The sequence below is a fragment of the Amycolatopsis sp. w19 genome (assembly GCF_051373225.1).
Lineage (GTDB): Bacteria > Actinomycetota > Actinomycetes > Mycobacteriales > Pseudonocardiaceae > Amycolatopsis > Amycolatopsis japonica.
This window is the reverse complement of record NZ_JBPQFM010000011.1, coordinates 121,908-146,968: the sequence shown is the minus strand read 5'-3', so window position 1 is coordinate 146,968 and position 25,061 is coordinate 121,908. Positions and strand designations below refer to the sequence as shown.

The window sequence follows — 25,061 nt, the reverse complement described above, 5'->3', positions numbered from 1 at the left end:
CCCCCGCACCACCCGCCGATCCCCCGAGGAGACGTCATGTCCCTGGCCCCCGAAAACCTGCCCGCCACGGCCGGCCCCACCCTCCCCGACTGCCTGCGGCATTGGGCGGACACCGACGGCGACCGGCCTGCGGTCACCTTCACCGACTTCGCGACCGATCGCGCCGGGCGACGGCGGACGCTGACGTGGAAACAACTCAAGGACCGCGTCGACGCCGTCGCGAGCGCGCTGCCCGTCCGGGCCGGCGACCGGGTGGCGATCCTCTGCCCGCAGAGCACCGATTACGTCGTCGCCTTCCTCGGCGCGATCACCGCGGGCGCGATCGCCGTGCCGCTGTTCGATCCCGGACTGCCCGGGCACGCCGGGCGGCTCGCCGCGGTACTGACCGACTGCTCCCCCACCGCGGTGATCACCACCGCCGCGGCCGAGGACGCCGTCCGCGAGTTCCTCACCGGCCTGCCCGGCGGCGAGCACGTCACGGTCGTCGCGGCCGACAAGACGGGACCCGTCCGCGCCTGGCCCGCCCCTGCCCCGGCGCCGGACGACGTGGCGTACCTGCAATACACCTCCGGTTCGACGCGCAGCCCGGCCGGCGTGGTGCTGACCCACGCGAACGTGCTCGCCAATGTCAGCCAGGCGGTCCACGGGCTCGGAATCGCGCCGACGGGGACCACGGTGTCGTGGCTGCCGCTGTTCCACGACATGGGTCTGGTGCTCGGCTTGATCACGCCGCTGGCGATGGGCATGCGATCGGTGCTGATGGATCCGCTGGCCTTCATCGAGCGTCCGGTGCGCTGGCTGGAACTGCTCGGCGACCACAACGGGAGCTGGAGCGCCGCCCCGAACTTCGCGTTCCACTACGCCGCGAGCCGGGTGCGCGAGGAAGACCGCGCCAAGCTCCGTCTCGACCGGGTCGCCGCGATCGTCAACGGCGCCGAGCCGATCAACCCCGGCGTGCTTGACCGGTTCCACGACACTTTCGCCGAAGTCGGGTACACCCCGGACAAGACCAGGCCCGCGTACGGGCTGGCCGAGGCGACCGTGTTCGTCACCACCGGTCCCGGCGTCCCACCACGGGTCACCACGTTCGACCGCGCCGCGCTGGGCGACGGCACGGCACGGCCGTCGGACGACGGTCTCAAGCTGGTCGCCTGCGGTGTCCCGGTGGGTCAGCGGGTCGCGCTGGTCGATCCGGAAACCGGCGTCGCGTTGAAGGACGGTTCGGTCGGCGAGATCTGGGTCCACGGCCCCAATGTCGGCACCGGCTACTGGCAGAAACCCTTGGAGAGCACCGAAACGTTCGGCGCCAGGCTGACCGGCGATCACGAGGGGCTGCCGACCGGCCCTTGGTTGCGCACCGGTGACCTCGGCGTCCGGTACGACGGCGAGGTCTACATCGCGGGCCGGATCAAGGATCTGCTCATCGTCGACGGCCGCAACCACTACCCGCAGGACGTCGAAGCGACGGCGGCCTCGGCCGACCGTGACATCCGCCCCGGCAGTGTCGCCGCGTTCGCCGTCGAAGGCACCGACACCGAAGCCGCGGTCGTCGTCGCCGAGCACCGCGGCCACAGCGCGCTGACCACCGAGGACGAGCAGGCGCTCGCCGTGGCGGTCCGGCGGCTCGTTTCCGACGCGCACGGCCTCGCGCTGCGCGACGTCGTGCTCGTCCCGGCGGGCCTGGTCCCGCGGACCTCCAGCGGCAAGATCGCGCGGAGCGCCTGCCGCGACCGTTACCTCGCCGGCGATTACGGAAAGGCCTTGGTGCGATGAGAAACCCGTCGTTCGACACCCCCACGCTGCGCCGCTGGCTGCTGGACACGGTCGCCGGGCACACCGGCGTCGACGCGGCCCGGCTCGAAGCCGACCGCCCGCTCAGCGACTACGGCCTGTCCTCCCGCCAGGCCGTCGGTATCGCCGCCGATCTCGAAGACCTGCTCGGCACACCGCTCCCGGCCACCCTGCTGTGGGAGAGCCCGACCATCGACCACCTGGCCCGCTCGCTCACCGGCGGCGCCGAGCCCGAACCCGAACCGGCGGGCACCGACCGTCGCCGGACCGATCCGATCGCCGTCGTCGGCCTCGGCTGCCGCTGGCCGGGCGCGGACGGACTCGACGAGTTCTGGGAGCTGCTGCGCAGTGGCCGGGACGCCGTCCGGACCGCACCGCCGGGCCGGTGGAGCGCCGACGCGGCACCGATCGTCGGCGGATTCCTCGACGACGTTGCCGGGTTCGACGCGGACCACTTCGGCATCACCCCCCGTGAAGCGTCCACAATGGACCCGCAACAGCGGATGCTCCTGGAAGTCGCGTGGGCCGCGTTGGAACACGCCGGAATCGCCCCGGCTTCTCTGCGCGGCAGCCGGACCGGCGTGTTCACCGGGATCTCGACCCACGACTACGGCCACCTCACGATGGCGGGCGGCGGTGTGGATCTGTGGACCGCCACCGGCGCGGCCGGGAGCATCGCGGCCAACCGGCTCTCCTACGTCTACGACCTGCGCGGGCCTAGTATGGCAGTGGACACCGCCTGCTCCTCGTCGCTGGTCGCGGTGCACCACGCGGTGCGCGCGCTGCGCGACGGCGAGGCGGATCTGGCCTTGGCGGGCGGGGTGAACCTCATGCTCCTGCCCGGACCGACGGCCGCGTTCGCCGCGGCGGGGCTGCTCGCCGAGAACGGCCGGTGCAAGACGTTCGCCGCGGACGCCGACGGTATCGCGCGTGCCGAGGGCTGCGGTGTCGTCGTGCTCAAGCGGCTGGCGGACGCCGAGTACGACGGGGACCGGGTGCTGGCGGTGATCCGCTCCACCGCGGTCAACTCCGACGGCCGGTCACAAGGCATGGCGGCGCCGAATCCCCTCGCACAGCAGGACATGTTGCGCACGGCGTACCACGGCGCCCGGCTCGATCCGTCCACTGTGGACTACGTCGAGGCGCACGGCACCGGCACGTTGCTGGGCGACCCGATCGAGGCCCGCTCGCTCGGTGCCGTGCTCGGCAAGGACCGCCCCGCCGACGCACCGCTGCTGATCGGCTCGGTGAAGACGAACATCGCGCACGCCGAGGCGGCGGCGGGGATCGCCGGGCTGATCAAGGTCGTCCTCGCGATGACCCGGGACGAACTGCCGCCTCAGCTGCACTTCACCGCGCCCAACCCGCATATCCCGTTCGACGACCTGCGCCTGAAGGTGGTGACCGAACCGACGCCGTGGCCGCGCCGGTCCGGGCGGGCCACGGCGGGTGTGTCCGCGTTCGGTTTCGGCGGGACCAACGCGCACGTCGTCCTCGAACAGGCGCCGCCGCCGGAGCCGGTCCCGGACCGCGGCGACGTCCGCATCGGACTGCTGTCCGCCCGCACCCACGACCGTCTCACCGAACGCGCGACACAGCTGGCGAACTGGCTGGAAGCCACGCCGTCGCTTTCCCTCGCCGACGTCACCCATACGCTCGCCCGCCGCGACAACGGCGGTCCGCACCGCGCCGCCGTCGTCGCCGGGGACACGGCCGAGCTGGCCGAGCTGCTGCGCGCCGTCGGTTCCGGCGCCGATCCGCTGCCCGCGGGCGCGGTCACCGGCACCACCCGGAGCACCGACGGCCCGGTGTTCGTGTTCTCCGGTCACGGCTCGCAGTGGCCGGGTATGGGGCAGGGACTGCTGGCCGCCGAACCCGCGTTCGCCGCCCAGGTCGACAAGCTCCACGACCTGTTCACCGAGCACACCGGTCGCTCGCTGCGCGCCCTGCTCACCAGCGGGGATCCCTTGTCCCTGCCCGAAACCCAGACGGCCATCTTCGGCACACAGATCGCGCTCGCCGCCCAGTGGGAGGCGCTCGGCGTCCGGCCCGCGGCCGTCGTCGGGCACTCCCTCGGCTCCGCGGCGGCCGCCGTGGTGAGCGGCGTGCTCACCCCCGACGAGGCCGTCCACCTGGTCGCGACCAGGGCCCGGCTCCTGGGCACCATCGGGCCGGGTGGCGCGATGGCGGCGGTCGAACTGGCGCCCGAAGAGCTGGACCTGTACCCGGACATCGAGCTCGCCGTCGAATCCGCGCCGGGGCAGCTGACCGTGGCCGGGGACGCGACCGTGCTCGATCTCCTGGTCGCGGAGCTCGAAGCCGCCGGGCTGCGGGCGCGTCGGCTGCCGGTCGAGGTCGCCGGGCATTCCGCCCGTGTCGACCCGGTGCTGCCCGCGCTCCGGGAGGCGCTCGTCGAACTGGGCGGCCGTCGTCCGACGGTGCCTTGGTACGACACGGTGCTGACCGATCCGCGGGAGCTACCGGATTTCGACGCCGGGTACTGGGCCGCGCATCTGCGGCGTCCGGTGCGGTTCCGGCAGGCCGTGGCGGCCGCCGCCGCGGACGGGCACCGCGTGTTCCTCGAAGTGTCGCCGCATCCGATCCTGCGGGGTTCGGTGGCGCGGACGCTCGAAGCCGAGGGGATCGACGACGCGCTCGTCACCGGAACCCTGCGCCGGGGCCAGGACGAGGTCCGCGCGCTGGGCGCCGCCGCGGCCGAGCTGTACTGCGCGGGCACCCGGATCACCACCGCCGATCCGGACGACGGCGCCCGGCTGGTCGACGTCCCGCCGATGCCGTGGCGGCACGAACGCCACTGGTACACCTCCACTGAGGAAGCACCGTCGTTCGCGACCCGCACGCCGGATCCCGAACCGGTGCGCAGCGGCGGAGGCGACCGGCTCACCGAGATCGTCGCCGCCGTGATGGGGCTGCGGCCCGACCGCCTCGACGCCCATGTCCCGCTGGTGGAACTCGGGCTGGATTCCCTGATGGCGAACCGGATCCGCGAGGCCGTCCGCCGGGAGTTCGGCACGGAACCCGACTCGGCAGCCGTGCTCCGCGGCGCCACGCTCGCTGATCTCAGCCGCGATCTCGCGCCCCGCGAGAACGAGGAGCCGCTGCCGTCGCGCGGTCGCGCCTGGGACGCGGCGGACCGGCTGGTCCTGCGTCTGTGGCAGGAACACACCGGCACCGAAGCGGCCGGAACGCACGTCCGGCTGACCGAGACGGCCGCACCGGATCGGCTGGCCGAGTTGCTCGCCGAGGGACTCAGCACGGAACTCGCCACGCCCGTCGACGCCGCCGAACTCCGTCGGCACGACACGCTCGCGGCCATCGCCGACGTCGCCCGCGCGGTCCTCGACACGCGGGAGGAGCGGGGGCCGGTGCACGTCCTCGCGCCCGGCGAGGCCGGAGTCGCGCCGTTGCTGCTGTTCCACCCTGGTGGCAGCACCTGCACCGTGTACCGGCCGCTGCTGGAGCGGCTGCCCACCGGTGTGCCGTGCGTCGGGTTCGAACGCGTTCCCGGTGTCAGCATCGAAGACCGGGTCGAGCAGTTGCTGCCGTTGGTGCGGGAACAACGTCGCGACCGGCCGTACCGGCTGGCGGGCTGGTCGTTCGGCGGGGCACTGGCGTATGGCGTCGCCGCCCGGCTCGCCGACGAAGGCGAGGAGGTCGAGTTCGTCGCGCTGATCGACACGATGCTCCCGCTTCCGGAGCCGGATCTCGACGCGAGGGCGTCGTCCGCCCGGCGGTTCCTGCGCTTCACCGGGTACGTCGAGGGGACCTACGGCCGCGAAGTGCGGCTCGGTCATGAGGAGCTCGCACCGCTGCCCGAAGAGGAGCAGATCGAGCTGACCATGCGGCGGGTCGCCGAAGCGGGCTTGCTCAGCCCCGGTGTCCTCCGGCACCAGCGTCAGTCCTTTTTGGACACGTTGGCGGCCGAACGCGGCACGCCCCGTCACTACGGCGGGCGCGTCGTGCTCTACCGGGCGACCGAGCAGTACGCGGCGGGGCTGGCAATGGAACCGCGGTATTCGCGCACGGATCTCGCGGCGGGCTGGGCGGACCTGTGCCCGGAGCTGGAGATCGTGCCGGTCGAGGCGCATCACCTGTCGGTGGTCGACCCGCCCCACGTCGATGTCGTGGCGAGGCATCTGACGGAACTCCTGTGACCACGGCCCGGGCCGAGCGAGCGGTCGACCGCGCCTGGCCGCTTTTGGCGGTACTCGGCGCCGGGCTCTTCCTCGTGGCGGTCGACGCGACCGTGCTGCACGTCGCGTTGCCCGACCTCGTCCGGCAGCTGCGCCCGGGCGCGGCGGCTCAGGTGTGGATCGTGGCGATCTACCCGCTGACCGCCGCGCCGCTGCTGCTGCCGTTCGGCACCCTCGGCGACCGGTACGGGCGGCGGCGCGTACTGGTCGCCGGGTACGTCGTGTTCGGGATCGCGTCGCTCGGCTGCGCGTTCGCGCCGAACGTCCCGGTGCTGCTGGGCTGTCGCGCGCTGCTCGGCTGCGGCGGCGCGATGATCATGCCGGTGACGATGTCGCTGCTCCGCGAACTGTTCCCGGATCAGCGGCGTCGCCGGACGGCGATCGCGGTGTGCAGCGGGATCGCGGGCACCGGCTCGGTGTTCGGGCCGATCCTCGGCGGCGTGCTCGTCGAGGTGTGGGGCTGGCGGGCCACGTTCCTGCTGAATCCGCCGGTGATCCTGGCGGCGGTCATCCTGGCGCTGCGGTGGCTCCCCCGGAACCCACCCGGGCGGCGGCCGTGGGACGCGGTCAGTGCGGCGCTCGCGGCGGGTGGTGTCCTCGGGATCGCTTTCGCCGTCGGGCATCCGGGCGCCTGGACCACGGCCGTCGCCTCGGGCCTGACCGGATGTGTCCTCATCGGACTGTTCCTGCGCCGCCAGCGCCGGACCGATCCGCCGCTGCTGGACCTCGCCCTGTTCCGGCGGCCGGGCGTGCGGGCCGCTGTCGGCGGGGTGCTGCTGGTGATGAGCACACTCGTCGGGCTCGGCCTGCTGTTCGCCCAATACCTGCAGGTGGTGCTCGGCCTATCGCCCACGGCGGCCGCGGGCCGGCTGCTGCTCGTATTGGGCGCGTCGGCCGTCGGAAGTGTCGTGACCCCGTCCCTGCTGGGACGCTTCGGCAACGCCCGGGTCCGGACGGCCGGGTTCGCGGTGGCGGCGGTCTCGTTGCTGGTCCCGGCGGCGGGTCCGGCCGCGCTGACTTCGCCGGTGCTGCTGGGTGCCGGGCTGACGGGGCTGGGCCTGGGGATGGCGCTCGCGCTCACGTCGAGCACCGACACCCTGCTCTCGGCGACGTCGGCGGACCAGGCCGGCGGCGCCGCGGCCGTGGAGAAGACCGGCTACGAACTGGGCGCCGGTTTCGGGACGACGGTGTTCGGTTCCGTGGCCGCTGCCGTGTACGCGGGCCATCTGACCGTCCCGGCCGGCGTGCCCGAACCGGCGCGGGCGCTCGCTCTGTCGGGACCGGCTCAAGCGGAGGCGGCCGCATCAGGCCTCACGTCGCATTCAGCCGACGAATTGCTCGACGCCGCGAAAGCCGCCTGCACCGCGGGACTTCAGGTGTCGGCGGCCGTCGCTTGTGGGGCGTTCGTGGTGGCCGTGCTCTCCGCCAAAATCCGCAACCGCGCGTCCTGACGTTGCACGAACGAGCACTCTCGCTGCACCTACTGGTGAGATACGACCGTAGGGGAGGGAGTGGTGATGTTCGGTGAACGAGTACTCGGACTTCGACGAGTTCTTCAAGCACGACTTCGCACAGCTGGTGGGATTCCTGTGCAAGGCGGGCTTCGATCTCGAGACCGCGAAGGACGCCGCCGCGGATGCGATGGTCCAAGCCTTCGAACGCTGGAGCAGTCTTGACCACCCACGTGCTTGGGTGCGCAAGGCCGCACCCCGGATCGCCAGAGCGCAGCTACAGCGAACAGAAGAGGGTGTACGCCGCGCGGTCAAGGGTGATTGGTCTCAGCCTCTGGATCGAGAGACCGAGCGATTGATCTCCTTTCTGGAGGAGACCGCATGGGTCGCGAGCTTGGTGAATCAACTTCCGACGCGGCAACGTGACGTCATCGTTTGGGCACTCGACGGTTTCTCCCCGACACAGATCGCTGATCACCTAGGCCTGTCGACCGTGACAGTCAGATCCAACCTTCGCCACGCCCGCAAACGACTTGAGCGGCTCTATGGGCAACAGAGACCGGCACAGGACCTGACAGAAGGAGGCAACAGTGACTGATACCCGCAACGTGCCGACCTGGCTGTCCCAGGCCAGTGATGCCTTCAATGACTCCCTCAGTCGTAGCTTGGATCTCGACAAGACCTTGGCACAGGTCAAAAGTCGCGCGCTGACGCGCCAGTTGATCGCCGCAGGTCAAACGAGCCCCGTATCGAAAGTGCCTAGCCGCAGCGACGTCGAAAGCATCCCGGTCGCTGCCGCTGTTGAGGGTGATCCTCAAGCGGTCGAGCGGTTGCTGGCGGCCATCCGTCCTTTGGTAGTGCGGTACTGCCGCGCTCGGGTTGGCAGGCAGGAGCGTTCGTTCGCTTCCGCAGACGACGTTGCTCAGGAGGTGTGTCTCGCGGTGCTCACGGCATTGCCTTCGTACCGTGATCAGGGCCGCCCGTTCCTGGCCTTCGTCTACGGGATCGCCCAGCACAAGGTGGCCGACGCGCATCGCGCCGCGGCCCGCAACCGCGCCGAGCCGGTCGCCGAAGTCCCCGACGAGGTCGAGGGCGGCGTCGGTCCCGAGCAGCGTGCTCTCCAAGGCGAGCTGAACGAGCGCATGTCGCAGCTGCTGCGCGTCCTTCCCGACAAACAGCGTGAGATCGTGGTCCTGCGGGTTGTCGTGGGATTGTCCGCCGAAGAGACGGCAGAGGCCGTGGGGTCCACCCCCGGCGCCGTCCGGGTGGCCCAGCATCGCGCCCTCGCGCGCCTACGTAAGGTTCTGGCCGCTGAGGAGGTGATCTGAGCGACCACCCGGGCGTCCTTCGCCCGGCCAGGCGTCAGCTCGGGCGCGCCTCGTCGGTGAACTGCCCGGCGAACTCCCCGGTCGGCGGGATCTCCTGGATCACGTCGATCAGGACGCCGTTGGGGTCGGCGACGATGAAGTGCCGCTGCCCGAACTCCTCGCTGCGCAGGGAAAGCGCCTCGGGCAGCCCGGCCTCTCCGACCAGCCGCCGGTGCTCGGCGTCGACGTCTTCGACCTCGAAGTTCAGCAACAGTCCCTGCACGGGTTTGCCCGCTCCGCCGGGAATGGTGTCGTGCCCCGGGGCGAGGATCGCGAGCTCCCACTCACCGCGTTTCAGGCTGACGTACCAGTCGGCTTCGAAGGTGAGCTTGAAGCCGAAGTGATCGCGGTAGAAGTCCCGTGTCTCGGCGATCTTCTCGGTCATGAGAACGGGATAGAAGCTGGTCAGACGCATGGTGCCGCCTTGTCTCGTGAACAATACCGACCGTCGGTTTGTTTTATCGAAGTTAGCCAACCGACGGTCGGTATGTCAAGATCCGGGCATGGCCCGCACGAAACAGCAGCAGCGCGAAGAGACGATGGAGGCGTTGACCGCCACCGCCCGGCGGCTGTTCGCCGAGCACGGGTACGGCAAGGTCGGCCTGGAGACCATCGCGCAGACCGCCGGCGTCAGCAAAGGCGCGCTCTACCACCACTTCAGCAGCAAGGCGGAGCTGTTCCGGCACGTACTCGGCGTCGTGCAGCACGACGTCGGCGAGCAGATCGCGCGGGCCGCGGACGCCGCGCCGGACTCGTGGGCCGGACTGCTCGCCGGCTGCCGCGCGTTCCTCACCGCCGCGACCGATCCAGAAACGCAGCAGATCATGCTGCTGGACGGTCCGTCGGTGGTCGGCTGGCAGGACTGGCGCGAAATGGACGCGGAGTCGTCCGCCCGGCATCTCGCCGAAGCCCTGACCGGCCTGATGACCGAGGGCGTCCTAGCGAAGCGGCCCGTCGAACCGTTGGTACGCCTGCTTTCCGGCGCGATGAACGAGGCCGCCGTCTGGCTCGCCCACTCCCCCGACCCGAAGTCCGACCTCGCCGCGACCATGGACACCCTGACCCCGATGATCGAAGCGCTCCGCTAAGCCGAACTCGCGCGCTCAGAGACGGAACTCGCGTGATTCGGGCCAGATCATCGAGTTCGGCGTCCAATCAGACGAGTTACGTGTCCGGGCACAACGCAAAAGGCCCCACCCAGTGCCGGGTGGGGCCTTTACTGCGGTGGTGCTCTGTCACCGGTATGCGAACCGGCAGTATCTCTTAAACCCGCTGGTCAAAACGTTGCACATGATCCACAACGATGCGCCGGATTCCCCTAAAAGCCATTCCGTCACGCAGGGTAGCGATGGAAACGCTGGCGAGTGGTTGACCGACTCTCGACAGCAGAACTCGAAGCCCTCGTGAACGCCTACCTGCCAGGGGCGACCGCCAAAGCACTCGCCAAAAAGTATGACCTAGGTGAGACCACCGTCAAGAAGCTGCTCCGGCGACGTGGGGCGCGGAAGCAGTTTCCGCGGAGTGCCACTTAGATCCACACCAGTGTCGACGGCCAGTCCATGACAACCCGGGTACCGAGCACGCTCGGGACACTTAGAGGTTGCCTACCCCATCGAGCCGTAACGCCCCAGGCCTGGTTGTCGACTGAACGTGCTATCAACCCCAGGAGGTGATTACGCACGCAGAGAGAGGAGGCCATATGCATCGCCCGCGCAGGACGGTCGCGTCGGCCCACAAAAAGCTGACCTCAAACTCACTAGAGATTACCAACCGATTTCCATCGTACAAGGGAGCCCGAAATGGGATTCAAGGATATCTTTCGCCGCCAGAAGGAGAACTGGGACGATGCCAAGCTCACCTTCGAAATCGGCTGCGAACTACTTGGTCGGCCTTCCGACATAACATCAGTTTCTCAACGCGCCGAACGAATGACAGCAGGCCGAAAAGAACTCGCGCGACGTACCCAAATCCGTACTGTCGCAAATAATGCAATCCAAAGAGTGTTGCGAGAGTCTATGGCACAACAAGGCAGAGATACACAGTTTGAGCAAGACGGCATCAAAGTACTCGTCAAGAATGGCTACAGCCGCAATACAGACTCTTACACGACCGATATTATTGTCATAGACCCGGGGAGGCGCGGGCAGCACCTTCACATGATCGTGAGCGAACAGGGCACAATCCTACACGAAGAATGGACAACCAATCACTAATGATTTACAGTTTTCTCAAGCATGCATGGGATTCCGGACTCAATTCGGAACTGTTTCATTGAAATAAAAGACCAGGTCCACTCTGGGCGATTTACACATATTCAATCTGGCGTCAACCTTACGCATCTCAACTTTCATTCAGACTTCGAGAGCGTATGCGATTCTCGCGTACTTCATATTATCGAAGATCTCGGCCCAGATCCTGAGGTGGAGAACGGAATCCCAAAGAACTTTGGCTCGACATAGGAAATACGCTGAGTGATCACTCGACGAGTAGTAGCTCGCTCAGATTTACATTTATCATTCTTGCAAGCCGCATACGAGAGGGGCACGCAGACACCACCAGTCGGCAAGTTCAGGCGGCCCCTGGCAGCCCTCATCACAGATGTGTTCCACTCTCTTGCAAGTCGACTCCATAGTGTTATCTCAGCCCGTAACGCTGGGCAGGCACGATGCGATCTTCAGCCCAACACCTTCCACAGCAGGACAGAAGGCCAACACGACGACGTTGAGCACAGCTCCGCCCGCTCGCACCCGAGGAGACATCATGCCCGACCGGAAAGTTATTTTCGTTGCGTTCGCCATCGAGGACGAGACGCAACGAGACTTCCTCAAAGGTCAGTCACTTCACCCGCGCTCGCCATATGATTTTATTGACATGTCCGTGAAGGAGCCATACGCGACCGAGTGGAAGGAAAGGGTTCGTACCCGAATTAAGCGATCACACGGGGTGATCGTCCTCGTGAGCAAGAACTCCCTTACGTCCAGTGGGCAAAAGTGGGAAATCCAGTGCGCACGGGAGGAGGGTAAGAAGATACGTGGCATCTGGGCATACACGAACGACCGAACCAACATTGCCGGTGTGGCCACCACTGCTTGGAGCGACGCAAATATCAGCAACTTCATCGACTCACTGTAGGCCTATATGCGTAAAGCGCTCATCGTGGGAATCGACTACTACGCGAACATAGGCGGGCTGACCGGCTGCGTAAACGATGCCCACGCCGTAAAGGCCGTTCTCGAACGCAACGCCGACGGAACATTGAACTTTACAGCCCCACAAATCCATACCGGCACTGGCCCCGACCAGCCTGTTTCAAAAAAAGAACTCAAGGAAGCTGTTCGAGAACTCTTCTCAGACGACTCAGATATCGCGCTGTTCTACTTTGCAGGGCATGGCTACATTGAGGACACCGGCGGATTCTTGTGCGCGAGTGACTGCACGAGCGGGGACGACGGCCTCGCCTTGTCAGAGGTCATGACGCTCGCAAACCAGTCTGCAGCCAAAAATAAGGTGGTGATTCTTGACAGTTGCCACAGCGGCGTTGCAGGCAATAATACGATCGCGACGAAAATAGCCGAAATTTCAAGCGGGACAACCATTCTCACCGCCTCGACTGCGAATCAATACTCACTTGAGGTGTCCGGTGGTGGCGCAGGAGTTTTCACTAGTCTACTTGTAGACGCCCTCAACGGAGCGGCGGCGAACCTCGTGGGAGACGTAACACCGGGAAGTGTCTACGCGCACATCGATCAATCATTGGGGCCATGGGCGCAACGACCCGTCTTCAAGACGAACGTGAAGACTTTCGTGTCTTTGCGCAAAACCGAGCCGCCAATATCGCTCATAGAACTACAATCGCTGACAACTCATTTCCCGACACCCGACCATAATTTCCTGCTGGATCCATCGTATGAGCCAGAAAGGTCACCCGACCAGCTCGCCGATCCGTCGATCCCACCCCCGGACGAAGTCAACACAGTAACGTTTCGCAAGTTGCAGAACTTCGTTCGAGTCAACCTCGTTCGCCCTGTCGATGCCCCGCATATGTGGCACGCCGCAATGGGTAGCAAGTCATGTAAGCTGACAGTGCTTGGCCAGCACTATTGGAAGCTCGTGGACGAGGGACTCATCTGAATGTCGAATAAACCGGCAAATCCGTCGAGCACTTTAGCAAATAGAGAGTTACTAGAGCACCTCGCCGCCATCGAACACGAGCGATGGTCGCACTGGCAACGGTATCTTCACTCAAAGTGCATTCAGGACTCTGACGGATCCCTTACGATCCCCCGCGAGTTCGTCGAACGCTGGGCGAAACAGATGGAAACACCGTATGCCGAACTATCAGACGATGAGAAAGAGAGCGACCGTGAACAGGTTCAACGGTACCTGCACGTGATCGCTCAAGCTTTGGACGAGCAGTAATTTTTGTTATTTTCACGCTGCCTGCTGAAGGTGTTCGCTGCCGTCTCAGCGACACCCTCAGCAGGCCAGTCAAAGTCACGGACGTCGAAATTCTCCATCTTCGACTCCGCCAATGAACGCACTCCACCCTTCAGGAGTTAACTGCTGGCCAACCTGCAACGCTTTTACCAACGTGTAGCACAGTGTCAAGAAGGCTATGCCAAGTTGGTGTTTGCCACCCTCGAACTCGATGCTCATGACCCAGACGGGCAGAGCGCCGATGTACGTGTTGGACGTCACAGCCTCAGTGAAGGGGTCGACGGCTTGGTCGAAGTAGGTAGCGCCTCTGGCTCGACGTATACGGCCGTCACCACACCGGCCCCAACAGCAAACGAGACCCCACCCCGGAGGGTGGAGTCTCGTTTGACGGTATGACCGAAGCGGAACTACTCACCGCCGTCCTTTCGGACATTGGTTCGAATAGGGCCGCTTTGGTGGGCGATACTGGGATCGAACCAGTGACCTCTTCGGTGTGAACGAAGCGCTCTCCCCCTGAGCTAATCGCCCTTGGTACGAACTTCGGTCCACCGGAGGAAGCGAACCTGGTGCGCGATACTGGGATTGAACCAGTGACCTCTTCCGTGTCAGGGAAGCGCTCTCCCGCTGAGCTAAACGCGCGTGGTGTTTCGTTCGTACTGGCGATAGCTTAGCGGACCCCGTTTTCGGGGCCTCACAGGGGGTTACCCATCCGCGAGGCTCAGGGTTTCGGCAGGCGGGACGCGACCGAGCCCGCGATCTCCTTCGCCCGGCCGCAAGGGCTTCCGCTCCCCTCGCGCGCCAGGAGCCGGACGGCGACGTGTTCGACCTCGCGGTCCGGCAGCGGCCGATGCTGCCAGGTGACGGCGCAGTTCGAGCCGCCGAACTCTCGCATGTCACCGGTGACACCGCTGCCGAGGTCGACCGGCGATCCCTCCGGCGCGTAGGCGCCTCGCTGCAGTTCGACGGTCAGCGTGTCCCCGCCGCCCACCCACTCGCAGATCCGCAACGTCCGCGGGGCGGGCTGCGTGTTGGGCATGGTCCTGCCGAGTACCGCCGGATCGGCGACCGCGCACGGGTCGAGCGGCAGGATGCTCGCCGGGTCACCGGCGCGATCGACCTCGTGCGTACGCAGCCGGGTGAGCGCGGCGCTCAGCATGTCGTCGGCGGCCTTGCAGGGATCGCCCTCCCGCCCCGGATGGGAGACGACGACGCCGAGCCGCCGGTCCGACGGCAGCTGCACGACCGAATCGCAGCCGCCGCTGATCGTGCTGCGCAGCAACGGCAGCCCTTCGGCCGTGCGCTCCGTCCGTTCGACGCTGCTGGTACTCACCCCTTCGCCGAGCCGCAGTTCGAAGCTGACGCCCTTGAGTCCGGTGTACTTGCAGCGGGCCGGATAGATCGGGCTCGTTTCCGGTTTCAGGGTGCCGAATTCCTGCACGAACCGGCCCGCGAGCACCTTGCACGGATCCACCAGCCGCAGACGTTCCGCTGCGAGCGCATCGTTCGCCGACAGCGAGGTGACCCCGGGATTCTCGGGTTTGGCGTGCTCGGCGATCGCGAGGCCGAGCGCGACCATCCCGGCCACGACGAGCAGGACGACCGCGGCGAGCGAGCCGAACAGGATCTTCTTCGTCCGGGGCGCCATCTTCTTGGGCGGCGGCCGCCAGATCGGCAGCGGCAGCGCCAGCACTGAACGCACCTCGTTGTCCTGCTGGCGGATCCGCGCGTGCACGGCCGGCGGCCAGGGCGCAGCACCGGGCGGCACGGGGCCGAGGAAGTCCAGGATCTGTTCCGGGGTCGGCCTCCGCGCGGGATCCTTGGCCAGGCACGGTTCGGCGAGCTGCCGGATCTCGTCCGGGACGACGCTGAAATCCGCCGCGCCGTGCACGACGTTATACAGCGTTTGCGGCGCGGTCGGGCCGGTGAACGGGCCGCGGCCGGTCGCGGCCATGACCAGGATCGCGCCGAGGGAGAACACGTCGCTCGCGCCGGTGATCTGCCCGCTGCCCGCCTGTTCCGGGGACATGAACGCGGGCGAGCCGATGATCGCGCCCGTCCCGGTGAGGTCCTGCGCCTCCTCCGCCACCCGCGCGATGCCGAAGTCGATCACCCTCGGGCCGTCACTCGTCAGAATGATGTTGCTGGGTTTCAGGTCCCGGTGGATCAGCCCGGCACGGTGGATCTCGGTCAGCGCCGCGGCGAGCCCGGACGCCAGCAGCCGCACCGACTCGGCGGGCAGCGGTCCGGCCGCGTCCACGGCCTCCTTCAAGGACGGTCCCGTGACGAAGACCGAGGCGAGCCACGGGGTTTCCGCTTCCGCGTCGGCGTCCATCACCGCGGCCGTGTAGGCGCCGGAGACCAGCCGCGACGTGGCGACCTCGCGCCGGAACCGCTCACGGAAACGCGGGTCGTGCGCGAATTGGGCGTGCAGCTGTTTGACCGCGACGAGCCTGCCGTCCGGAGCCAGGCCGAGCACGACGCGGCCCATCCCGCCTTCGCCGAGTTCGGCGATGATCCGGTACGGGCCGATCTGCCGGGGTTCGCCGGGGTTCAACGGTTTCACTGACCAGCCCTAGGGTTTCGGAAGTTTCTGCAGCAGCACCCCGGCGAAGGCCTTGGCCTTCTCGCAGGCTTCGTCGGCGGTCATCTTCGTACCACTGGTGCCGACGGTCAGCTCGACGTTCTCCCCGTCGCGGTCGCTGACGGACCGATGCTGCCAGGTCAGCGAACAGCTGGAGCGGGCGATGCCGTCGTCCTTCTTCGCCAGGTACACCTTGGCGCCGCCGAGATCCAGGGTGGCGGTCCCCGTGTAGTACGAGTCCTTCGACTGGACCGGCGGGTACGCCCGCACGAGGCTCAGCCGGACACTGCCCGCCGCGTCGTACCGGCACTGGTGCAGATGTTCGCGGATCGTTTCGACGACCGGGCCGATCAGCCGGTCCGTCGTCACGGGGCCGACCAGCGCGCACGGGTCCAGCGGCGCCAGCGTCCCGGCGGGGAGCTCGCGTTCCTGGCCGCCTGCCCGGATCCGCTTGACCGCGTCGGCGAGCGCGGCCTTCACCACCGAACACGCGGCGTCCTTTGTGGACATCGAATTCACGTCGACGGTGAGCTTCGTGTTCGGCAGGCCGGAGACCGGGACGGCGACCGCGCACGCGTCGTCGGATCCCTTGATCCGCAACGGAAGCCCTTCCAGCTCGCCGCCCGCTTCGCCTTCGACCAGGTCGCCGCCGATCGCGAGCTCCAGCCATTTGCCCGCGGGCGAAGAGTACGTGCACGAATCGAACTGTATGTCGATCTTGGTGCTGAGCTTGCCGAACCCGGGCACGTCGCGTCCGTTCAGGACCTTGCACAGGTCGACCCGGCGCAGGTTGTCCGGGCCGAGCGGGTCCTGGTTGACCGGAGTGGCGATCGGCTCGTCCGGTTGCGGCGGCGAACTCGGCGCGACGGCCGCCGGCGGCGGATCGTCCGAGGACAGGGAGACCGCCGTGACGACGCCACCGACGAGCAGCACGACGCCGGCCGCGGCGAGCCCCGCGTACAGGCCACGTCGGGATCGCTTCTGCGGTGGCGGGTTCAGCAGCCGCCGCACCTCGGCCTGTTGCGACGCGATGAGGTGCGACACCACCGGCGGCCACGGGCTGGTGACCGGCGGGATCGGGCCCAGCCGCTCCAGTACCCAGGCCGGGGACGGCCGGTCCGCCGGGTTCTTCGCCAGGCACGGCTCGACGATCTGCCGCAGCTCGGGCGCGAGGTGCCGCAGATCGGGGTGGACGTGGACGACGTTGTACAAGGTGTGCGGGGTGGACGTCCCGGTGAAGGGATTCGTTCCGGTCGCGGCCATCACCAGCAGCGCGCCGAACGAGAACATGTCGCTCGCCGGGGTCAGCGGCTTGCCCTCGGCCTGTTCCGGCGACATGAACCCGGGCGAACCGATGACGGCGCCGGTGTGCGTGAGTTCGGAGTCGCCTTCGACGGCGCGGGCGATGCCGAAGTCGATCACCCGGGGACCGTCGCCGGTGAGGATGACGTTGCTCGGCTTCAGGTCGCGGTGGATCAGCCCGGCCCGGTGGATGTCGCCGAGCGCCAGCGCGAGCCCGGCGGCGAGATGCCGTACCGCCATCGGCGGCAATGGACCGCCGGCGGAGACGGCCTCGGACAAGGCCGGTCCCGGTACGAACACCGAGGCCAGCCACGGTGTCGGCGCGTTCGGGTCGGCGTCCATGACCGGCGCGGTGTACGCACCGGACACCAGGCGGGAGGTTTCGACCTCCCGGCGGAACCGCTCGCGGAAGCCGGGGTCGTGCGCGAAACCGGGATGGACCTGTTTGATCGCGACCAGGCGCCCGTCGGAGGAGGTCCCGAGCAGCACCCGGCCCATCCCGCCCTCGCCGAGCGCGGCGAACACCCGGTAGCGCCCCACGCCGGTGGGTTCGCCGGTGTTCAACGGCTTCACGAAGGCCCCCTTGTTCCGAGGGGCGATGGTACAAAACCACCCGGAAGTGTCACGCGGCGCGTCGGTCCGCCCGGCCGAAGTCCTTGAGCCGGAGGCTGTTGGACACGACGAGCACGGACGACAGCGACATCGCCGCCCCGGCGATCAGTGGGTTCAGCAGTCCCAGCGCGGCCAGCGGGATCGCGGCGACGTTGTACCCGAACGCCCAGAACAGGTTCCCCCGGATGATCCGCAACGTGCGGTCGGCGAGCCGGATGGCGTCGGGGACCACGCGCAGGTCTTCGCGGACCAGCACCATGTCGGCGGAGCGGACCGCGATGTCGCTGCCCTGTGCCATCGCCATGCCGAGATCCGCGGTGGCCAGCGCCGGACCGTCGTTGATCCCGTCGCCGACCATCGCGACCCGCGCTCCCCCGGCCCGCAGTTCCTCGATGACCGCGGCCTTCTCCGCGGGCAGCACCCCGGCGCGCACGTCGGAGACGCCGATCTCGTCCGCCACCACGCGGGCGGCGGTTTCGTTGTCGCCGGTCAGCAGCACGGTCCGCAGGCCGAGCGCGTGCAGGGCGTCGACGGCGGCCCTCGCTGACGGCTTCACGACGTCCCGGACCTCCAGGTGCCCGGCGATCCGGCCGTCCACCGCGACGAGGATCGCCGTCGCGCCATCCGCCGCCGTGACGTCGCAGGGGATCCCTCGATCGGCGAACAACCGCGCGTTGCCGACAAGGACGTCGTGCCCCTCGACCTCGCCCTGCGCGCCGAGCCCGGGCAGCGCGGCGAAGCGTTCGACCGGAGGCGGGTCCGCCCGCGCCGCGGTCACCACGGCCGCCGCGATGGCGTGTTCCGAACCGGCCTCCACGGCCCCGGCGAACCGCAGCAGCTCGCCGGTGGTGAACCCGTCGGCGGGGCGGCACGCGGTGACGGTCATCTTCCCGGTCGTGACGGTGCCGGTCTTGTCCAGTACGACGGTGTCCACCGTGCGGCTCGCCTCGAGCGCGTCCGGGCCCTTGATGAGGATGCCGAGCTGGGCGCCGCGGCCGACCCCGGCCATCAGCGCGGTCGGCGTCGCGAGCCCGAGCGCGCACGGGCAGGCGATGATGAGGACGGCGACGGACGCCGCGAACCCTTCGCGCGCGGGCGCCCCGCCGAGCAGCCAGACCGCGAGCGTCAGCGCGGCCACGCCGAGCACGGCGGGGACGAACACCGCGCAGATCCGGTCGACCAGACGCTGCACCGCGGCCTTGCGGGCCTGGGCGCGTTCCGCGAGCGCGGTCATCTGGGCCAGCTGGGTATGCGTGCCGACCGCGGTCGCGCGGACGACGAGCCTGCCGTCCCGGTTCACCGAAGCGCCGATGACCCGGTCCCCGGTGGTGACCTCCGCGGGAACCGGCTCGCCGGTCACCGCACTGACATCCACAGTGGACAGTCCGTTGTGGACGACACCGTCGGCGGCGACAGCCTCCCCTGGCTTGACCACGAACAGGTCGCCGACGGCCAGCTCGCCGATCGGGATCATCCGCTCGGCCCCGTCCCGCAAGACCCGGACGTCCTTGGCGGCCAAGGCGTCCAGCGCGGCCAGCAGCCCGGCGGCGCTGCGCCGGGACCGGCTCTCGAAGTACCGGCCCGCGAGCAGGAAGGTGGTCACCCCGGCGGCGACGTCGAGATAGATCGCGTCGGCACCGGCCGCGGTCGGGCCGAAGCCGATCCAGTAGCCGGGTTCGGTGCCGCCCGCGAAGGCGGACCAGGCCGACCATGCGAACGACGAGAGCACCCCCAGCGACACCAGAGTGTCCATACTAGACGAACGATGACGGAGATTTCGCAGCGTGGCCCGGTGAAACGGCAGCGCGGACCAGAACACCACGGGCACGGCCAACGCGAGGCACAGCAGCTCCCAGCCGGGGAACCGCAGCCGCGGCACCAGGGCGAGCGTGATCGAAAGGTTCCCCAGCGGGATCGCCAGCAACGCGGCGACGACCAGCCGTCGCCGGAGATCCCGGACCTTGGCGAAACCGATGTCCGGATCCTCGTCGCCGCGGATCTCGGCCGTGTAGCCGGATTTACGGACCCGCTCGATGAGCACTTCGTCGGCCAGCGTTCCGGGGACCTGCACGGTGGCGCGCTCGGTCGCGTAGTTCACCGACGCGCGTACCCCGTCGAGTTTGTTCAGCGTGCGTTCCACCCGCGCCGAACACGCGGCGCAAGTCATCCCCGACACGGTCAGTTCCACCGTGCGGACGGCGGACTCCGGCGCGGAAATCGTCATTTCGTGGCACTCCCAGGTTTCACCGATGGTTCCTCGGTGGTGGAACAGGCGTCCCTGGTGGTGTCGCGAGGCAGATTACCGGCGGCGGGAACCGGACCCGTCGCCGGGCCGACTACTGCGATGGTGGTGGAAACAGGTGTCTCAGGTCAGGCTTCGATACAGGGGTCGTGAGTGGCGTTCAGGGCCTGCCGCGCGTGAAGGACTCTTTCCCAAGTACATGAAGGCCCCCATCCTTGCGCCTAAGTACAGGAAGGGGGCCTTCATGTACTTGGACTGCCCCCGACCACTAGGCCTGGCGTGGGGTCAGCGCGAGTTCGAAGGTGTTGCCGTCTCCCTGGAAGAGGGTGCTCACGTACGACGTGAACGCGCCGCAGCCGGTGAGCGGCGCCAGCGAATAGGTGCCGGCGAGCGCGCCGCCTTTCGCCATGGTGAAGCCGTCACCGGTGCGCAGTTCCGCCGTCGACGGGGCCGACGTCCGGCAGGACGGCCCGGTACTGACCGGCATGCCGACGAGCGTGACGAGCGGGAGGACGGTGGTGAACCGGGGCCGTGCGACGAAACCGGTCCCGGCGAGGTCGCCGCCCTGCGGTCCTTCGGCGACGAACTCCAGATCGGCCGTGCCCGGCAGGAAGCCGAACAGCCGGAAGTCGGCGTGCGCCTTGTCGAAAACCGGGCCGCCGCTGAACACGGTGGCCGCGGTGGGGCTCAGGTCGAACGTGCCGGTGAGCGGCGCGGCGGCACCGAGGGCTTTGACGCCGGTCTTCCCGGCGACCGCGTACCGGTGTCCCGCGGGTTTGTCGCCGAGTTCGAAGGCGAGCAGGACCGGGTCCTGGCCGGGGTCGAGCACGCAGTCCGAAGTGAACGAGCCGAGCCCGGTGAAGGAACCGTCGGCCTTCTTCGGGGTGAGACGGGTGGTGAAGTCGCCGACGGTGAGTGTCGTCTTGCCGGGTTTCGCCAGCGTGATGGTCGGGACGGAGCCGGTCGCCACCGTACTGAACGAGCCGGACGGCGGCAGATCGGTCTTCGCGACGTTCAGCGGGAGACGCACGGGAAGCGGGTTCGCGTCGCCGTTGACCAGGGTCACGCCCGCCGCCGCGGTGCCCTCGATGGTGGTGGCGCCGACGAGGTTCAGCCCGCGGGCCGCCTTGTCCGGCACGGTCACGGTGATGGCCAGCCCGGAGGTGGTGAGCGTGCCACCGGGCGCCGTCGGCACCTCGAAGTCGGCCTTGATGTTCACGTCGAGCTTCTGCAACCCGATCAGCGGGAACGGGCAGGTGAACGACAGCTTCTTGTCCACAGGCGTGCCCGCCGCCGCGCTGCGGACGGCGACGAACAGCAGGCAGCCGGCGGTGATCAGCACGATGAGGCCCGCCGCGAGCAGCATCCGGACGTTGGCACGAAGGGGCATGGTCGCCTTCCCGAAAACGGCACCGGTCCCCGTCGCGGGAGGCGACGGGGACCGGCGGCCTGACTTACTTCTTGGTGAGGTTCAGGTCCAGCGTGTTGCCGTCGCTCTTGGCGAACGCGCTGACCCAGTCGTTCAGCTGACCGCAGTTCTGCAGCGCGGACAGCGAGTAGGTACCGGTGAGCTTCCCGCCCTTGAGCAGGTCGAAGTCCGGACCCGTGGTCATCTCGCTGGTGGACGGGCTGACCGTGCCGCACTTCGGGTCGGTGCTGATGGGGATCCCGAAGATCTGCACGCTCGGCAGGAACACGTTGAACTTGATGTGCGCCTTGAACCCGGTGCCGACGAGCTCACCGGTCTGCTTGCCGACCTGTTCGACCTTGATCTCCGAACGCCCGTCGATGAACCCGAACAGCTTGAACTGGGTGGACGACGGGTCGAGCTTCAGGTCACCGGTGAACGTCTTCGACGCGAGGTCCACGTCCGCGTCGAACCCACCGTTGATCGCCGCGGTGCTGCCGAGCGACTTCAGCGCGGTCTGCCCCTTGATGCCGAACGCGTACTTGAGTCCGCCGCCACCGGGGGTGGTGGTAGTGGGCGGGGTCGTCGGCGTGGTCGGCGTCGTGGGGGTGGTGGGCGTGGTCGGGGTGGTGGGCGTGGTCGGCGTGGTCGTGCCGCCGCCACCTTCACCGATCTTGATCGTGGCCAGGGTGTTGTTCTGGCCGGGATCCTGCGTGCACGGCGCGTCGATCGTGCCGTCCGGCGTGATGCCGGTGACCGAACCGTCGGCCTTGCGCGGGGTGACCTTCAGCTGCAGGTCGCCCACGGTGATCTTCGCCTCGCCGGGCTGGTTGAAGGTCAACGAAGGCGTCTTGCCCGCCGCGTTGATCGTCATCTCGCCCGAGGTGGGGATGTTCTGCTTGGCGATGTCGTTCGGGACCTTGACCGGGAGGTTGAGCCCCGGTGCCGCCACGTTCGCCGCCGCGATGGCCTGGCCTTCGAGCGTGGTCGCACCGATCAGGTTGAGCCCGCTGACCGTGTCCGCGTTGATCGTGGAGACGGCCTTGATGTCGAACGTCCCGGTCGGCTGACCGGTCTTGACCGACAGCGGAAGATCGGTGTTGATCACCACCTTGAGCGACTGCGACCCCACGAGCGGCAGGTTGCAGTGATAGTTGAGCGGGAGCGAGATCGGATCGGCGACACTGGACTGTGCCCCGACCACGAGTACCGCGGTGGCAAGCCCCACGGCACCGGCAGCGGCGGCGGCGACCGCCTTCTTGGTTCCTCTACGGTGACTCACGATCGTCCTTCCGTGGTATCAACGATGATACGAAACGGCGTACAATTCCCCAGAGCAATGATTACCGGCCCGAGAGAATTCTCCGGGTAGCGACGATGTCTGACGGATCGCAACCGAACAGTAAACTAACGACGCGTCCGCACCGCTATCAAGTGCTTCCCCGGAAAAGTTGACGCGCCATCGGTAAATTGTCACGCTGGCACGGTGCGCCAGGGGTGTTCCTAGTAGCGGCACATGGGTTTCCCCAGTTCAGAGCCGAATGAGGCCGTTCGCGGAACCGCTGACGAGGGTGACAATCGCGTCCCGGAAAACTATCTCGCGCGTGCCAATCCCCCTTTTCCGGCTCGCACCCGCCTTGCCTGCCGTAATCTTTCGTGAGTAACCTCGCGGTTCAGCAAGCCGGTCGCCACCGACCATCGCGGAATCCCGCTCGTCGTGCCGCGGCAGGCCCTCTTTCGCCGAATTCGACGGGGAAACCATGAAAAGAATGCGCCGCACGGCAGCGCGAATCGCGTTCGCCACCGTCTCCGTGACCGCCGCGGCGGTCCTGCTGAGCGCCTGCGGGTCGGACGACCCGGCCGACGCGGGCAGGCACGCCGACCCGGCCGCGCTCGCGTGGGTGGACAAGGTGTGCTCGGGCGTCGCGACGGGCTCGGCGAAACTGTCCCAGCCGCCGGCGTTCGACCCCGCCAACCCGCAGGCGACGAAAACCGCGATGGTGAGTTTCCTGAACTCGCTGTCCGCCGCGCTCGACGACATGGCGGGCGGGATCCGGAACGCCGGCGTGCCGCCGGTCCCGGATGGACAGTCCGCCGTGGACAAGGCCACCACCACGCTCGGCGAGACCAAGTCGAAGGTGTCCGCCACCCTGACGCAGATGCAGGACGCGAAGGTCACCGACCAGGCAAGCCTGCAGAAGGTGGTCGCCGACGCGGACAGCACGATGAGCGGGCTGAGCGAGCCGGAAGGCCCGATCAAGCATCTGCGCACCAACCCGGAACTGGATCTCGCGTTCACCGAGTCCACGACCTGCCGCCAGGTCTACGGCGGCAACGCCTGATCCCCCGACCCGCCACCCCGCCCTGGAGGCCCGGCCGTGCCGACCCCGTTCCCCCGCCCGTCCCGCCGGACGCTCGCCGTCGCGCTGGCGATCGTCCTGTCCGCCGGTCTCCTGACCGTGCTGACCGGAAGCCCGGCGAGCTCCGCCGTCCCGGCGGCGTCCGACGACTCGTTCTACACCCCGCCGTCTCCGCTCCCGGCGGGCAAACCGGGTGACATCATCCGCTCGCGGGTCTCGAAAGCCGGTCCGCGTAAGGATTCCGTCAACGCGTGGCAGGTCATGTACCTGTCGACGAACGCACTCGGGCAGCCGGACGCGGTGACCGGGACCGTGCTGGTGCCGAAGAACGTGGACCCGGCGAAGGCGCCGATCGTCTCGTTCGCCGCCGGTACGCACGGTCCCGCGTTCACCTGCACCCCGTCGAAGATGATCGACATCGGCGCGTTCTACGAGCAGTCCGGTCTCGACGACGCGCTCGACGCCGGGTACGCCGTCGCCCTCACCGACTACGAGGGCTACCGCCAGGATCCGAAGACGACGTACGTGGTCGGGCGTTCGGAAGGCCCGGCGGTGATCGACGTCGTCCGTGCGGCGCAGCGTCTGCCGGAGTCGAAACTGTCGGCCGACGCCAAGGTGCTCTTCCGCGGGTACTCGCAGGGCGGCGGGGCGGCCGCCTGGGCCGGCGAACTGCAGCCCACCTACGCACCGGAGCTGAACCTCGTCGGCGTCGCCGCCGGCGGTGTGCCCGCCGACCTCGTCCAGGTCACCCTGCAGCTCGACGGCAAGTTCGGTTTCGGCGTCTTCGCCTACGCCCTGATCGGCTTGGACAACGCCTACCCCGAACTGAAACTGGACTCGTTCCTCAGCGACAACGGCCGCGTGAAACTGGCCGAGATGCAGAAGAGCGCGTGCACGTTCGAACTGCTCACCACCTACGCGAACAACAAGATCGCCGACTACACGACCAGCGCCGGGTACGTGCGCCCGGAATGGGTGAAGCGCCTCAACGAGAACAAGCTCGGCGGCACTCCCCCGAAGGTCCCGGTGTTCCTCTACCACGCCACCCAGGACCAGCTCGTGCAGTTCGCCCAGGCCGACGCGTTGCACAAGGCCTACTGCACCGCCGGGGTCAAGACGACCTGGAAGACCTTCGAGACCGACCACATCACGGCGGTCTACACCGGGAACGCCGACGTGCTCGCGTTCCTCAAGGACCGGGTCGCGGGCACCCCTGCGACGTCGAACTGCGCCTGACGTACCGGTCGTGAGTGGCGTTTCGGCTTAGAACCCGAATCGCCACTCACGACCCCGAGC

At 68.0% G+C, this 25,061-nt stretch carries 17 protein-coding genes and 2 tRNA genes; 11 read left to right on the top strand and 8 right to left on the bottom strand.

All coding sequences use genetic code 11. The annotated features are described in order from the left end of the window. Positions 1-36: 36 nt before the first annotated feature. From ACSMFO_RS22315 to shbA, 5 genes are all read left to right on the top strand, one after another. Positions 37-1,773, top strand: a complete 1,737-nt coding sequence (locus ACSMFO_RS22315) for a fatty acyl-AMP ligase (RefSeq protein ID WP_436460362.1) — start codon at positions 37-39, stop codon at positions 1,771-1,773. Next, on the top strand, positions 1,770-5,966 hold the full coding sequence (locus ACSMFO_RS22310) for a beta-ketoacyl synthase N-terminal-like domain-containing protein (RefSeq protein WP_436460361.1): 4,197 nt from the start codon (positions 1,770-1,772) through the stop codon (positions 5,964-5,966). The genes ACSMFO_RS22315 and ACSMFO_RS22310 overlap by 4 nt, the downstream gene beginning before the upstream one ends. Then, entirely contained in the window at positions 5,963-7,456 is a 1,494-nt protein-coding gene (locus ACSMFO_RS22305) for an MFS transporter (RefSeq protein WP_436460360.1), read from the top strand. Before ACSMFO_RS22310 ends, ACSMFO_RS22305 begins: the two co-directional genes overlap by 4 nt. 73 nt (positions 7,457-7,529) lie before the next feature. Further along, on the top strand, positions 7,530-8,054 hold the full coding sequence (locus tag ACSMFO_RS22300) for an RNA polymerase sigma factor (RefSeq protein ID WP_360130398.1): 525 nt from the start codon (positions 7,530-7,532) through the stop codon (positions 8,052-8,054). Between the two features lie 157 nt (positions 8,055-8,211). Then, the gene (gene shbA / locus ACSMFO_RS22295; protein ID WP_436460436.1) at positions 8,212-8,784 is read left to right on the top strand and encodes an RNA polymerase sigma factor ShbA; all 573 of its coding nucleotides are present in this window, start codon (positions 8,212-8,214) and stop codon (positions 8,782-8,784) included. Positions 8,785-8,818: 34 nt separating this feature from the next. Here the strand turns inward: shbA and ACSMFO_RS22290 are convergent, their stop codons facing one another. Then, complete coding sequence (locus ACSMFO_RS22290; RefSeq protein WP_436460359.1) at positions 8,819-9,238, bottom strand: VOC family protein; 420 nt, start codon at positions 9,236-9,238, stop codon at positions 8,819-8,821. A gap of 88 nt (positions 9,239-9,326) precedes the next feature. On the opposite strand from ACSMFO_RS22290, the gene ACSMFO_RS22285 reads away from it, so the two are divergent. The 4 genes from ACSMFO_RS22285 to ACSMFO_RS22270 all read left to right on the top strand — a co-directional run bounded on the left by ACSMFO_RS22285 (position 9,327) and on the right by ACSMFO_RS22270 (position 12,954). Then, on the top strand, positions 9,327-9,911 hold the full coding sequence (locus tag ACSMFO_RS22285) for a TetR/AcrR family transcriptional regulator (protein ID WP_436460358.1): 585 nt from the start codon (positions 9,327-9,329) through the stop codon (positions 9,909-9,911). A 711-nt stretch (positions 9,912-10,622) separates the two neighbouring features. Then, positions 10,623-11,036, top strand: coding sequence for a hypothetical protein (locus ACSMFO_RS22280; protein ID WP_436460357.1), 414 nt, complete (start codon positions 10,623-10,625; stop codon positions 11,034-11,036). A 547-nt stretch (positions 11,037-11,583) separates the two neighbouring features. After that, on the top strand, positions 11,584-11,955 hold the full coding sequence (locus ACSMFO_RS22275; RefSeq protein ID WP_436460356.1) for a TIR domain-containing protein: 372 nt from the start codon (positions 11,584-11,586) through the stop codon (positions 11,953-11,955). 6 nt (positions 11,956-11,961) lie between these two features. Then, entirely contained in the window at positions 11,962-12,954 is a 993-nt protein-coding gene (locus ACSMFO_RS22270) for a caspase family protein (protein WP_436460355.1), read from the top strand. A 759-nt stretch (positions 12,955-13,713) separates the two neighbouring features. Here the strand turns inward: ACSMFO_RS22270 and ACSMFO_RS22265 are convergent. The 7 genes from ACSMFO_RS22265 to ACSMFO_RS22235 form a co-directional block, all read right to left on the bottom strand. Continuing rightward, positions 13,714-13,788 (bottom strand) — tRNA-Val (locus ACSMFO_RS22265). Positions 13,789-13,824: 36 nt separating this feature from the next. Next, positions 13,825-13,899, bottom strand: a tRNA-Val gene (locus ACSMFO_RS22260). 79 nt (positions 13,900-13,978) lie between these two features. Beyond that, the gene (locus tag ACSMFO_RS22255; RefSeq protein ID WP_436460354.1) at positions 13,979-15,823 is read right to left on the bottom strand and encodes a serine/threonine-protein kinase; all 1,845 of its coding nucleotides are present in this window, start codon (positions 15,821-15,823) and stop codon (positions 13,979-13,981) included. 9 nt (positions 15,824-15,832) lie between these two features. Beyond that, a complete protein-coding gene (locus ACSMFO_RS22250) occupies positions 15,833-17,716 on the bottom strand; it encodes a serine/threonine-protein kinase (protein WP_436460353.1) in 1,884 nt (627 codons plus the stop codon). Between the two features lie 49 nt (positions 17,717-17,765). Continuing rightward, positions 17,766-19,979, bottom strand: coding sequence for a heavy metal translocating P-type ATPase (locus tag ACSMFO_RS22245; RefSeq protein WP_436460352.1), 2,214 nt, complete (start codon positions 19,977-19,979; stop codon positions 17,766-17,768). 286 nt (positions 19,980-20,265) lie between these two features. After that, the gene (locus ACSMFO_RS22240) at positions 20,266-21,387 is read right to left on the bottom strand and encodes a DUF6801 domain-containing protein (RefSeq protein ID WP_436460351.1); all 1,122 of its coding nucleotides are present in this window, start codon (positions 21,385-21,387) and stop codon (positions 20,266-20,268) included. 64 nt (positions 21,388-21,451) lie between these two features. Further along, on the bottom strand, positions 21,452-22,687 hold the full coding sequence (locus tag ACSMFO_RS22235) for a DUF6801 domain-containing protein (protein WP_436460350.1): 1,236 nt from the start codon (positions 22,685-22,687) through the stop codon (positions 21,452-21,454). 487 nt (positions 22,688-23,174) lie between these two features. Between ACSMFO_RS22235 and ACSMFO_RS22230 the strand changes: the two genes are divergently transcribed. After that, positions 23,175-23,747: a hypothetical protein gene (locus tag ACSMFO_RS22230; protein ID WP_037339454.1), complete on the top strand. Its 573-nt coding sequence runs from the start codon at positions 23,175-23,177 to the stop codon at positions 23,745-23,747. Between the two features lie 36 nt (positions 23,748-23,783). Beyond that, positions 23,784-25,001: a lipase family protein gene (locus ACSMFO_RS22225; protein ID WP_436460349.1), complete on the top strand. Its 1,218-nt coding sequence runs from the start codon at positions 23,784-23,786 to the stop codon at positions 24,999-25,001. Positions 25,002-25,061: the final 60 nt, after the last annotated feature.

What these genes read in the sequence shown, in the direction of transcription:
- ACSMFO_RS22315 (WP_436460362.1), top strand. Translation starts at nt 37, where the DNA reads ATGTCCCTGGCCCCCGAAAACCTGCCCGCCACGGCCGGCCCCACCCTC.
- ACSMFO_RS22310 (WP_436460361.1), top strand. Translation starts at nt 1,770, where the DNA reads ATGAGAAACCCGTCGTTCGACACCCCCACGCTGCGCCGCTGGCTGCTG.
- ACSMFO_RS22290 (WP_436460359.1), bottom strand. Translation starts at nt 9,238, where the DNA reads ATGCGTCTGACCAGCTTCTATCCCGTTCTCATGACCGAGAAGATCGCC.
- ACSMFO_RS22285 (WP_436460358.1), top strand. Translation starts at nt 9,327, where the DNA reads ATGGCCCGCACGAAACAGCAGCAGCGCGAAGAGACGATGGAGGCGTTG.
- ACSMFO_RS22280 (WP_436460357.1), top strand. Translation starts at nt 10,623, where the DNA reads ATGGGATTCAAGGATATCTTTCGCCGCCAGAAGGAGAACTGGGACGAT.
- ACSMFO_RS22275 (WP_436460356.1), top strand. Translation starts at nt 11,584, where the DNA reads ATGCCCGACCGGAAAGTTATTTTCGTTGCGTTCGCCATCGAGGACGAG.
- ACSMFO_RS22270 (WP_436460355.1), top strand. Translation starts at nt 11,962, where the DNA reads ATGCGTAAAGCGCTCATCGTGGGAATCGACTACTACGCGAACATAGGC.
- ACSMFO_RS22245 (WP_436460352.1), bottom strand. Translation starts at nt 19,979, where the DNA reads ATGACGATTTCCGCGCCGGAGTCCGCCGTCCGCACGGTGGAACTGACC.
- ACSMFO_RS22240 (WP_436460351.1), bottom strand. Translation starts at nt 21,387, where the DNA reads ATGCCCCTTCGTGCCAACGTCCGGATGCTGCTCGCGGCGGGCCTCATC.
- ACSMFO_RS22230 (WP_037339454.1), top strand. Translation starts at nt 23,175, where the DNA reads ATGCGCCGCACGGCAGCGCGAATCGCGTTCGCCACCGTCTCCGTGACC.